Source organism: Moraxella sp. CTOTU49803 (genome assembly GCF_032097965.1).
GTDB classification, from domain to species: domain Bacteria; phylum Pseudomonadota; class Gammaproteobacteria; order Pseudomonadales; family Moraxellaceae; genus Faucicola; species Faucicola tetraodonis.
Genome location: NZ_DAMCJP010000016.1, coordinates 1 through 11,884 on the forward strand (window position 1 = coordinate 1; position 11,884 = coordinate 11,884).

Here is an 11,884-nt window from a genome sequence, read left to right on the forward strand (position 1 = left end):
AATGCCAGTAAGAACATTCTTGCGGTCGGGCTTGACCGTCTGGGAGCAGGAATCCCCTCACTTTAGGGAGGGGAGGAAGTCAATACCAATAATTAAAGTGGGTTTGTGAAACCAATTCATTTGATTACCAAAAGTTTTAGCTGTCACTGTCTGATTTCCCCATGCCCAAACACAATCCATTTTTGCGATGTTAAACCTTCAAGACCCACAGGGCCGCGCGCATGGATTTTATCGGTAGAGATACCAATCTCTGCACCCAAACCATATTCAAATCCATCGGCAAAGCGGGTTGATGCATTGACCATCACGCTACTAGAATCAACTTCACGCATGAATGTTAACGATTTTGAGTAGTTTTCGGTGATAATCGCATCGGTATGGTGTGAGCCATGGGTATTGATATGGGCAATGGCTTCGTCGATATCGGCGACTACTTTAATCGCCAAAATTGGCGCCAAATATTCGGTATCCCAATCTGCTTCACTCGCCGCTGACAGATGAGCGGTTAATTCAGCGGTATCGCTCAAGATGGCTAAGGTTTTTGGACAGCCGCGTAATTGCATGGCACTGTCTGCAGCGACAATGGCGCTGGCGATTGGCGGCAAGGCTTGCGCAGCGATTTGGCTATCAATCAGCAGCGTTTCCATAGTATTACAAGTGCCGTAGCGGTGAGTTTTGGCATTGACGCAAATAGCGGTTGCCATAGTCAAGTTTGCATCGCGATCGACAAAGGTATGGCAGTTACCATCTAGATGCTTGATGACAGGGACGCGCGCTTCATTACTGATACGCTCAATTAGGCTTTTACCACCTCGCGGCACAATCACATCGACATAGCGATTCATGGTGATGAGTTCCCCCACTGCCGCGCGGTCGGTGGTTTCGACCACTTGCACTGCGGCCTCTGGCAAACCAACTGCTTGTAAACCTTGTTTGACACACGCAGCCAATGCTTGGTTAGAATAAAACGCTTCTGACCCCCCACGTAGGATAATCGCATTGCCAGATTTTAATGCCAAAGATGCAGCTTCAATGGTCACATTGGGGCGAGATTCATAAATCATCCCGACCACACCCAGCGGCACGCGCATTTTACCTAGCTGAATACCCGATGGACGAAAGGTCATATCAGTGACCTCGCCAATTGGGTCAGGTAACATGGCGACATCTTTTAGCCCTTGTAACATGCCTTCAAAACGCGCATCGGTGAGCGCCAATCGGTCAAGTAGTGCGTCATCCAGTCCTTTTTGTTGACCGTTTTGCATATCGGTGGCATTGGCCGCCAACACCTGTGATTTGGCTTGTTGCAGGGCGTCATAGATAGCGAGTAGGGCGCTATTTTTGAGCGCGGTGTCTGCTTTTGCCAAAATTGCTGAAGCAGCGCGCGCTTGCCGTCCCACGGTTTGCATATAATGTTTGGTATCAGTCATGGTTTGCATAGTCAGTCCCTAATATAATCATCGCTTCATCATAACAACTTCAATCCAAAAATGGAATTTAGAAAGTTTTGACAGACAAAAATTAATGGTTATGACTCAATCTAAAAACCAGTGCTAAAGACCGGCGCCATGAAATAAAGTTAAATGAGAGAAAAAGTTGCGTTTTAGTAGCGTTTTAAGCGAAAATAGACAGTTTTTTTTCACCTATCGTCAAATTTTGGATTGAATATCATGTCAGATGCTATGCCAAACTTACAGCGTCCTGTAGCCTTGCAACTTAACAATATCCACAAGAACTTTGGATCGCTTGAGGTACTAAAAGGTATATCGTTGACCGCTTATGATGGCGATGTCATCTCAATTTTGGGCTCGAGCGGTTCGGGTAAATCCACCTTGCTACGCTGTATAAATTTGCTTGAAAACCCCTCGCAAGGGGAGGTTTTCCTGGGCAGTGAAGCATTGGTACTAAAACCGAATAAATCAGGGGATTTGGTTGCCGCCAATCAGCGTCAGCTTGAGCAGTTTCGCTCAAAAATGGGCTTTGTGTTCCAAAACTTTAACCTATGGCCACACCGGACTATTTTGCAAAACATCATTGAGGGGCCGACCCAAGTCCTAAAAATCGCCAAAGACCAAGCCATCAGTGAAGCTGAAGTGCTACTAAAACGCGTAGGACTACTGGACAAAAAAGACGCTTACCCAGAAAACTTATCGGGTGGGCAACGCCAGCGTATCGCCATCGCTCGTGCGCTAGCGATGAAGCCCCAAGTATTGCTATTTGATGAGCCAACCTCTGCCCTCGACCCAGAATTGGTCAATGAAGTATTAGCGGTGATGAAATCGCTTGCTGAAGAAGGTCGCACCATGCTGATTGTCACCCATGAAATGCGTTTTGCGCGCGATGTATCAAGCCAAGTGGTGTTCTTGCATGAGGGACGTATCGAAGAAATAGGCACACCCGAGCAGGTGTTTGACAATCCGAAATCAGCGCGGGTGAAAGACTTTATGGCAAGCCATCAAAAATAATCCAATCAGCCTATCAGCCGTCAATCGCAATGCGATTGGCGGTTTTGTAGTTTTAGGCATCAGAAAAAATTTATTTGATTTAATTGTTGCTGCAAACGTTTTTCACTTGCAAAAATGTTAATTTATGTTAATTTTAACTAAATTGTAAACTCGCATTTATTTTAGTCGCATTGATTTTAAATATTGAAATCGCTGAAAGCGAAACCTGATATTAAATCGCTTTTTACTCAAAAATTTCATTTGTAAGGAACATCCATGCAATCAACCTTGAATTCAACCTACTCAAAACTCGCCTTGGCAACGGTATGCGCAGTTAGCATGGGATTAACCGCCTGTCAAAAACCTGCTGAAAAAACAGAAGGTGCAGCCGCCAGCCAACCCGCTGCCAGTGCCAGCACAGGCAAAAAAATTCGTATTGCCACTGAAGGCGCCTACAAACCATTTAACTACACCAATGCCGATGGCACATTAGGCGGTTATGACGTGGATGTTGCCAAAGCCGTGTGTGCTCAAGCGAAACTCGACTGCGAAATCGTGGCGCAAGATTGGGACGGTATCTTGCCAGGCTTGATGGCGAGAAAATACGACGCGGTTGCCGCGGGTATGTCAATTACCCCAGAGCGTTCAGCGCAAGTGGATTTCACCACGCCTTATTTTAAAAACACCATGGTTTGGGTCGCTGCCAAAGATGGCAAATTCAACCCACAAGCGATTTCAGGGTTAAAAATTGGCGGTCAACGCTCAACCACCATGGCACAGTACCTTCAAGATAAACTGAGCAAAACCAACGAAATCAAATTGTATGACAACTATGACAACGCGTATATTGACCTAAAATCAGGTCGTATCGATTCAGTGCTCTCTGAAAAAGTAACCGCAAGCGAATGGCTAAAACAAAACAGCAACTACCAAATCGTCGGCAGTGAGATGGATAATGGTGACAACATCGCAATGGCCATTCGTAAAGGCGATCCACTAAAAGCAGAATTTGACAAAGCCTTAGATGCACTACAAAGCAATGGCGAGTTGGCAAAATTGCAAAAGCAACATTTTGGTAATTAATTGACGTTGTATTGAGCGATTTAAGATTTACACAATAGATGTGGGTGACCCTCAAATTTTGACAAAAAGGTGTTGTTATGAAACAGTTATCGGTTTTGGGTGTATCGTCGTTAGCCATTTTGATGGGGGTAACCGCCTGTCAAAAACCTGCTGAAAAACCGGCAGACACGGCAGCAGCAAGTAACGCTACCACAGCAGCAAGCGCAGATATGCCACAGATTCGTATCGCTACCGAATCAAGCTTTGTTCCCTTTAGTTATAAAGATGCCAATGGCAAATTAATTGGTTTTGAGATTGATTTGGCAGATGCGCTATGTAGTGAAGCCAAACTGAAATGTGAAGTGATTTCCCAAGATTGGGATGGTCTGATTCCAGGACTACAAGCACAAAAATACAATGCCATCATGGCAGGGATGTCAGACACCGCAGAGCGTCGCCAAGTCGTGGCATTTAGCGACCCATACTTTACCAATAACCTCGTTGTGATTGGCAAAAAAGGGGTAGACAAAGGTGCTGATGACCTAGCGGGCAAATCCGTGGGTGCGCAGCGTTCAACAACTGCCGCTGAGTACTTAGCCAAAAACTTCCCAAAAGCCACCCCAAAACTGTATGACACCCAAGATAATGCCTATCTTGACCTAGAATCGGGTCGTACAGATTTGATGATTTCTGACAGTGCCCCAGCCTTATCATGGTTAAAAACCGCCAAAGGTCAAGGCTTTGAAGTCAAAGGTCAACCGATCAATATTGATGACAAAATTGCCATTGCCCTTCGTCAAAATGATCCATTGATTGGCAAATTCAACACCGCACTGGCGGCGTTAAAAGCCAATGGTACTTACGATAAAATCAGCCAAAAATATTTTGCAGATTTGCCGAAATAAGCCGTTAAATAACTGATTAAGTGTTCGTTTTCTTACAACTCACAAGCAAAAATTGTCATGTGTTAGACGTTAAAAATTAGGAGTATCAGGTGAAAGCAAATATTTCATTATTGGGTAGCTTGGCATTGGCAGGTCTAGCGCTGGTGGGCTGTCAAAAACCTGCGGAGAAAACTGCCGCAGCGACGGCGGGTAGTACAGCCGATTCTACAGCGGTGACTACCATCACTGAGACATCGGACAGTATGGCTGGCAAAACCATTCGAATCGCCACTGAAGGGACTTATAAACCCTTTAGCATCACCAAAGCGGATGGCAGTTTGACAGGTTTTGATGTCGATTTTATGCAGGCCTTATGTGCACAAATGAAAGCCAACTGTGAAATTAATCCACAAGATTGGGATGGTTTATTGCCAGGCTTGATGGCAAAAAAATATGACGTGGTAATTGATGCCATGTCTATCACCCCAGAGCGTCAGGCGCAGGTCGATTTTACCGACCCCTATTTTACCAATACGTTGGTGTTTTTAACCAAACAAGGTAGCCCCATCAATCCGGATGACCCTGCCCAAATTGACAGCCATAAAGTTGCGGCGCAGCGTTCAACGCTATCAACCCAGTGGATGGAAAAAAATCACCCAAAAGCCAAGCTAAACCTGTATGAAGGGTTGGATAATGCGTTTATGGACTTGGCAGCAGGGCGCTCAGATATGATGATTTCGGATAAAGCCCCGGCCGCTTATTGGCTGACCACGCCAGAAGGTAAAGGGTTTGAAATCAAAGGTAAAGAGATTGATGTTAATGACAAAATGGGTATCATCGTCCGTAAAGGCGACCCACTGCGTTTAGAATTTAACAAAGCGATTGCCACGTTAAAATCAAATGGCACATATGATAAAATCTATAACCAGTATTTTGGTAATACAACCACCACAACAGCGGCGGCAAGCAACGTGGCCGTTACGGTCTCTAGCAGTACAACGACCACGACGACTGTGGCAAGTACGAGCAAGTAACTCAACCAAGCGCTTGGGTTCAGTCAAAAACTGGGTGAAAAGTCACTCAGTTTTTTGTTTTTTTGATGGTTTTTGATAGGGCAATCACGTAAAATTGCACCCTGCAAAAAACAAAGCAAAAGGTTATATCCATTATCACCTTTTGTCTATGTGACGGTAAAACTGCGTTTTAAGCATTTTTTGGGTAATAGGTCAACAAACAGAGTTAAAAAGACAGGGTATCGATATTGTGTTAGATCTACAAGGTTTTGGGCAGCTATTATTAAGTGGCGCTTGGGTCACCATCAAACTGGCATTGACTAGTTTGGTCATTGGGCTGATTTTGGGATTATTGGGCGCGACCGCTAAGATGTCACGGTTTAAAGTGCTCAACGCCATCGCCACCGCTTACACCACCATTATCCGTGGTATTCCAGAACTGCTGTCAGTCATGTTTATTTACTTTGGCGGCTCGATGTTGATGGGTCTTATTCTATCGCAATTTGGCAATACGGGATATGTGGATGTCAGTCCGTTCTGGGCGGGTGTCACAGCGCTGTCTGTGGCATTTGGTGCGTATGCGACCGAAACTTTTCGTATGGCATTTCAAGAGATTCCAAAAGGTCAAGCCGAAGCAGCGCAAGCGATTGGCATGAAAAAATTTCAAATCCTTTGGCGAGTGACGTTGCCACAAGTGTGGCGTATTGCACTGCCAGGACTGGGTAATTTGTTTTTGGTACTGCTCAAAGATACCGCGTTGGTTTCTGTGGTAGGGCTTGAAGATATCATGCGCCACGCCAAAACGGCAGCGACTTCCACCCAAAGCCCGTTTACTTTTTATATGGCAGCAGCATTGTTGTACTTGAGTCTGACCGTCATCATCACGGGTGTGATTATGTGGCTAGAGTGGGTCAATAACCCAGCAGAGCGTTATGCAAAACGTCTGCAAAAAATCGGCATGGCAAAATAGGGGATACATCAATGAACTGGAATTGGCAAATTATTATTGATAGTATCCCAAAACTGCTGCAAAGCAGTATTATCACCATTGAGCTTGTGGTGTTGTCGGGTTTATTGGGGTTTATGTTGGCAGTGCCGCTAGCCTTGGCTAGGCTGTCGAAAAAACCTTGGGTACAGGCATTGCCGTTTGCGTATATTTTCTTTTTTCGTGGTACGCCGCTACTGGTGCAAATCTTTTTGATTTATTATGGCTTGTCGCAATTTAAATGGGTGACCGAGTCCGTGCTGTGGAAATCGGGTGTGTTAGCGAGCCCATTTTGGTGCGCTATCATCGCTTTTACCCTCAATACGGCAGCTTATACCGCAGAAATCATCCGCGGTGCTATCAAGTCCATCCCCAAGGGCGAGAATGAAGCTGCCGACGCCATTGGCATGTCGTATAGCCAAAAATTGCGCCGAATTATTTTTCCTCGCGCCTTTGGCATCATGCTGCCGGCTTATGGCAATGAAGTGATTTTTATGCTCAAAGGCAGTGCGCTGGCATCGACCATCACTTTGATGGATATCACCGGTGTGGCAACGACGATTATGTCAAAAACTTATACCGTTTTTGAGTTGTTCTTTGCCTCAGGTATCATTTATTTGTTATTGTCTTGGCTATTGATTGGGATGTTTCGATTGGCAGAAAAACGCATCAATCGTCATCTTTCTTATCAGCCCGTCAGTAATGGGGGCGTCACTGCCTAAGCTAGGCTAAGTTAGGCTAAGCTAGACAAAGAGTTTGGATGTATTGGAGGCGTGCCAATGAAACAAGCAGTTATAGTATCAAGTTTGCTGATAAGTGGGTTGTTACTCTCGGCTTGTCAACCTGCCAGTGATAACAAGCCAGAGCAAAACAGCACAGCAAGTGCCACAGTAAGCGCCACAGTGGCTAGCGTTCAAAGTCCGCATCACGTTGAAAGTTTAGCTGTCGCCAGTACCGTATCCCCCCAAACCGCCCAAAACGGTGCGCCCAAACAAATCAACTGGGCATTGGTGGATTCGGGCGTTAAGCCAGTCGATAAGGCTAGCTTTAAATATCCCTTTGAGCTCGATAGCGAGCCTGTCAAAGCGTATGCCGAAATGTATCATGTGGATAATGAAACCTCCCGCTACAACTTAACGGTGGGTATGGCAGTCAATGAAGTCTTATCCAAAGTGCTTGACCAGCTGGGTACTGCCTATGTGTCACATGAACTCACAGCCGGTAAAAACAGCGCGTTTGTCATTCATACCACCCAGCAAATTGCCCCGAGCCAATACACTTATGTCTTTGCCGAGCCCTTTGCCAAAGGGTTAACCATTCCTGTCAAAATCATCAATGATGGCAAAAAATAACTAAATTGCCATCGGTATGTTGACGTTTATTTATCGTTTAAGGAAATACCATGCGTGTGCTAGGACTGGAAACATCCTGCGATGAAACGGGATTAGCCATTTTTGATAGTGACCAACGTCACCAACCCAATCAAGGTTTGATCGGGCAAGTGCTGTATAGTCAAATCGCGCTACATGCGACGTATGGCGGGGTAGTCCCTGAACTTGCAAGCCGCGATCATATCCGTAAATTAGTGCCCTTGTTGCAGCAACTGCTTGATGACTGCCAACTCAAAAAAACCGATATCGATGCAATTGCCTTTACCAAAGGTCCTGGACTGGTGGGCGCGTTGATGACTGGGGCATTATTTGGGCGCAGTTTGGCGATGGCGCTTGATATTCCTGCGATTGGCGTACATCACATGGAAGGACACTTACTTGCGCCGCTATTAGGCGCCAATCCGCCCGATTTTCCGTTTGTCGCGTTGCTGGTGTCGGGTGGACATACCATGTTGGTAGCTGTCAAAGGCATCGGGCAATATGAAATATTAGGTGAGTCGATTGACGATGCTGCAGGTGAATGCTTTGATAAAGCCGCTAAAATGCTAGAGTTACCTTATCCTGGTGGACCTAATATTGCACGCTTGGCACAAACAGGCAATCCATTAGCCTATGAATTACCGCGCCCGATGTTGGGCAAAGGATTGGATTTTTCTTTTAGTGGTATGAAAACCGCCGTGCATAATTTGATTAAAGACCATCCAACCGATAGCCATAATCCTGAGCATGCCCAGACGCGCGCCGATATTGCGGCAAGTTTTCAATATGCGATGGTCGATACGTTGGTGAAAAAATGCGTCAAAGCCTTGCAGCAAACAGGCATGAAACGTCTAGTAATCGCAGGCGGGGTGAGTGCCAATCAACAACTACGAGAATCGTTAGCTGAGGCATTAGCCAAAATCAATGCCACTGTGCATTATGCACCGCCTGCCTTGTGTACTGACAATGGCGCCATGATTGCCTTCGCTGGGTGGCAGCGCTTGAATGCCGGTCAACACGATGAGCTAGCGGTTAGCTGCTTGCCGCGTTGGGATATGACAACGCTGCCTGCTGTCAATCCAACTAACCCATAACTATCTATAAGGACTTGAAGATGCCATGGCTATGGATAGGATTGGGGGCGGCATTTGGGGCAATGCTGCGCTGGTGGTTATCGAGAATCAACAGCGTACATCCTTGGTTGCCCTATGGCACACTATTTGCCAATGTACTAGGTGGGCTGTTGATGGGATTTGCCTTGATACTCACCCAAAAGATGCACCCAAACTTACGACTGTTTATCACCACCGGGTTTTTGGGGGGACTGACAACGTTTAGTACGTTTAGTGCCGAAGTGTTTACTTTGTTGAATACCGGCAAGGTATGGCAAGGTTTAGCCTTGATTGGCATCCATGTGCTTTTAACCTTGGTTGCGACTGCCATTGGTTTTTATTGTCTTAAATTGTTAAATTATTGATAACTTTTCAACTTGTTAACTTTTTCACCTTTTCACTTCTTATTCACCGCTAAAGGTTGTAAAGTTGCTCAAGGCTTTGCGAATCGATAAGCGAGTTTAATCTTAAATCCCCTTATCGTATCCCACCTATAGTAGTATGGGCCATCCGTCAGCCATCAAACTGTCATGATACTGTCACATTTCTTTGTAATCATATACACAATTTTTATACAAACCAAAATATGGTTATTATTAGGACACTTAGAGCGGCCAACTTTGATTGATTTCAGCTTTGACCTATCATAGTGAAAATAGCCAAAAAAGGTTAAATCGTACGGTTCGTGACATTTATTTTATTCAAGCATTTTCATTGTAAACTCAAAAAATGTTTTTAGGAGCTATCCATGCGTTATTCATTATTAAGTGTTGTTGTAGCATCAACGTTAGCATTAACCGCTTGTGGTAACAAACAAGCAGACAATCAAGCAGCGGGTGCCTCAGCAACGTCAAGCACTGCGACTACAAGCGCGGCAGGTAGCGATAAAAACGCCGTATTTACTATCACAGGTGCAGGCGCCTCTTTCCCACAACCTATCTATGCTAAATGGGCAGGTGAGTTCAAAAACGCCACTGGCGGTCAAGTAAACTACCAATCAATCGGTTCATCAGGTGGTATCAAACAAATCCAAGCCAATACCGTTGACTTTGGTGCGTCGGATGCGCCTTTAAGCAAAGAAGAGTTGGATAAAAGCGGTTTAATCCAGTTCCCAACCGTTATCGGTGGGGTTGTACCGGTTGTTAATATCGATGGTGTTGCACCAGGTCAATTAAAACTAGACGGTGCCACCCTTGCCAATATCTACTTGGGTAAAATCACTAAATGGAATGACCCAGCGATTACTGCATTAAACGCAGGCGTCACACTACCAGATGCGCCAATCACGACGATTTTCCGTTCTGACGGTTCAGGTACAACCTTTAACTTTGCAAGCTACTTAGCGGCTGTATCACCAGAATGGAAAGCAGGTCCAGGTGTAGACAAATCCATTAAATGGCCAACCGCTGCGACAGGTGCAGGTGGTAAAGGTAACGAAGGCGTGGCAAGTAACGTCGCTCGTGCCAAAAACTCAATCGGTTATGTTGAGTACGCTTACGCAAAACAAAACAAAATGGCTTACACTCAGTTGAAAAATGCGGCGGGTAACTTTGTACAACCATCCGCTGAAAGCTTTGCCGCTGCGGGTAATGCAGATTGGAAAGGTACACCAGGCTTTAACATTGTATTGACTAACCAAGCAGACCCAAATGCCTGGCCAATCTCTGCGGCAACCTTCATCTTAGTCCATACTAAACCCACCAACCCAGAAAACGTCAAAAATACCCTTAAATTCTTTGACTGGGCGTATTCAAGCGGTGATGAGCTAGCAAAATCATTGGACTTTGTACCATTCTCAGCAGAAAGCAAAGCTATCTTCCGTGAAGAGTGGAAAAAAGTTGTAGGGGCTGATGGTAAACCACTGTTTACCTCAGATGCTGCCACAGCAACTGCTTCAGCGGCAAAATAATCTAATGATGATTAACAGTTAAAAGGGTTATGCATGTCAAACTATACGTAGAGCAATAAACAAGTTAATGCTCTACGTTTTTTTTTCAAATTTCTAGAATTAGTAAACTAAAACTATTTTTTGATGGCTGGGTTCTTATGTCGGATTTACACGCAAAACTCGCAAAGCAAAAACAATTAGACTGGTTGTTTGTCAACGCGACTCGTCTTTTTGCGTTTATCGTGCTGTTGTTGTTAGGTGGTATCTTAATCTCACTATTTCTTGGCGCATTGCCAAGTATGAAGGCGTTTGGCATTAACTTTTATACCAGTAAAGACTGGGATACAGGGATGGATGTATACGGCGCACTCGCACCAATCTATGGTACGCTAGTGACTTCTATCATTGCTATTTTGATTGCGGTGCCGGTAAGTTTTGGTATTGCCATGTTTTTGACCGAGCTTTGCCCAAATTTTTTAAAACGTCCTTTAGGGATTGCCATTGAGTTGTTAGCGGGTATCCCTTCAATTATCTATGGTATGTGGGGATTTTTCGTATTTGCACCTTGGTTTTCAGAACATGTACAGCCTTGGCTGATTGACCATTTGGGTGATGTGCCTTACGTGGGTCGTTTATTCCAAGGTGCGCCGATGGGTATTGGTCTGTTCACTGCAAGTTTGATTTTGGCAGTCATGATTATCCCATTTATTGCATCGGTCATGCGTGACGTTTTCTCCATTACGCCAAAGATGCTTAAAGAATCTGCCTATGGTTTGGGTTCAACCACTTGGGAAGTGATGCGATACGTGGTGTTGCCTTATACCAAAGCCGGTGTGATGGGCGGTATCATTTTGGGATTGGGTCGCGCATTGGGAGAAACGATGGCAGTCACCTTTGTTATTGGTAACGCTTATAACGTCAGTCCAAGTTTGTTCCAGTCAGGGGTGTCAATCACTTCGGCATTGGCAAATGAATTTGCAGAGTCTGAAGGCTTGCACCAATCATCGCTACTACATTTAGGTTTCTTACTATTTATCATTACCTTTATTGTACTGGTGATTTCAAAATTGATGCTCAGTCGTATGGATAAAAATGCGGGTACAAAATAAGGACGCTGGGGAATACT

At 45.0% G+C, this 11,884-nt stretch carries 12 protein-coding genes; 11 read left to right on the top strand and 1 reads right to left on the bottom strand.

The genetic code is table 11. From position 1 onward, the window contains the following. Positions 1-143: 143 nt before the first annotated feature. Positions 144-1,439, bottom strand: coding sequence for a glutamate-5-semialdehyde dehydrogenase (locus RT422_RS11370; RefSeq protein ID WP_409520128.1), 1,296 nt, complete (start codon positions 1,437-1,439; stop codon positions 144-146). Positions 1,440-1,670: 231 nt separating this feature from the next. Here RT422_RS11370 and RT422_RS11375 point away from each other — a divergent pair, with 231 nt between their 5' ends. From RT422_RS11375 to pstC, 11 genes are all read left to right on the top strand, one after another. Beyond that, positions 1,671-2,465: an ABC transporter ATP-binding protein gene (locus RT422_RS11375; protein WP_313422331.1), complete on the top strand. Its 795-nt coding sequence runs from the start codon at positions 1,671-1,673 to the stop codon at positions 2,463-2,465. A gap of 255 nt (positions 2,466-2,720) precedes the next feature. Continuing rightward, positions 2,721-3,527, top strand: coding sequence for a transporter substrate-binding domain-containing protein (locus RT422_RS11380; RefSeq protein ID WP_313422332.1), 807 nt, complete (start codon positions 2,721-2,723; stop codon positions 3,525-3,527). Between the two features lie 77 nt (positions 3,528-3,604). Further along, positions 3,605-4,411: an ABC transporter substrate-binding protein gene (locus RT422_RS11385; RefSeq protein WP_313422334.1), complete on the top strand. Its 807-nt coding sequence runs from the start codon at positions 3,605-3,607 to the stop codon at positions 4,409-4,411. Positions 4,412-4,500: 89 nt separating this feature from the next. Continuing rightward, entirely contained in the window at positions 4,501-5,424 is a 924-nt protein-coding gene (locus RT422_RS11390) for a transporter substrate-binding domain-containing protein (RefSeq protein WP_313422336.1), read from the top strand. A gap of 229 nt (positions 5,425-5,653) precedes the next feature. After that, on the top strand, positions 5,654-6,373 hold the full coding sequence (locus RT422_RS11395) for an ABC transporter permease (RefSeq protein ID WP_007117180.1): 720 nt from the start codon (positions 5,654-5,656) through the stop codon (positions 6,371-6,373). Between the two features lie 11 nt (positions 6,374-6,384). Continuing rightward, positions 6,385-7,110 carry an ABC transporter permease gene (locus RT422_RS11400; RefSeq protein WP_313422339.1) on the top strand — a complete coding sequence of 242 codons (726 nt, stop codon included), beginning with the start codon at positions 6,385-6,387 and terminating at the stop codon, positions 7,108-7,110. A gap of 57 nt (positions 7,111-7,167) precedes the next feature. Next, positions 7,168-7,740, top strand: coding sequence for a hypothetical protein (locus tag RT422_RS11405; RefSeq protein WP_313422341.1), 573 nt, complete (start codon positions 7,168-7,170; stop codon positions 7,738-7,740). Positions 7,741-7,790: 50 nt separating this feature from the next. Further along, the gene (gene tsaD / locus RT422_RS11410) at positions 7,791-8,852 is read left to right on the top strand and encodes a tRNA (adenosine(37)-N6)-threonylcarbamoyltransferase complex transferase subunit TsaD (protein ID WP_313422343.1); all 1,062 of its coding nucleotides are present in this window, start codon (positions 7,791-7,793) and stop codon (positions 8,850-8,852) included. A 20-nt stretch (positions 8,853-8,872) separates the two neighbouring features. Further along, entirely contained in the window at positions 8,873-9,235 is a 363-nt protein-coding gene (gene crcB, locus RT422_RS11415; protein ID WP_313422345.1) for a fluoride efflux transporter CrcB, read from the top strand. A 383-nt stretch (positions 9,236-9,618) separates the two neighbouring features. Further along, positions 9,619-10,779 carry a phosphate ABC transporter substrate-binding protein PstS gene (gene pstS, locus RT422_RS11420; protein WP_313422346.1) on the top strand — a complete coding sequence of 387 codons (1,161 nt, stop codon included), beginning with the start codon at positions 9,619-9,621 and terminating at the stop codon, positions 10,777-10,779. Between the two features lie 137 nt (positions 10,780-10,916). Then, positions 10,917-11,867 carry a phosphate ABC transporter permease subunit PstC gene (gene pstC, locus RT422_RS11425; RefSeq protein WP_096489239.1) on the top strand — a complete coding sequence of 317 codons (951 nt, stop codon included), beginning with the start codon at positions 10,917-10,919 and terminating at the stop codon, positions 11,865-11,867. Positions 11,868-11,884: the final 17 nt, after the last annotated feature.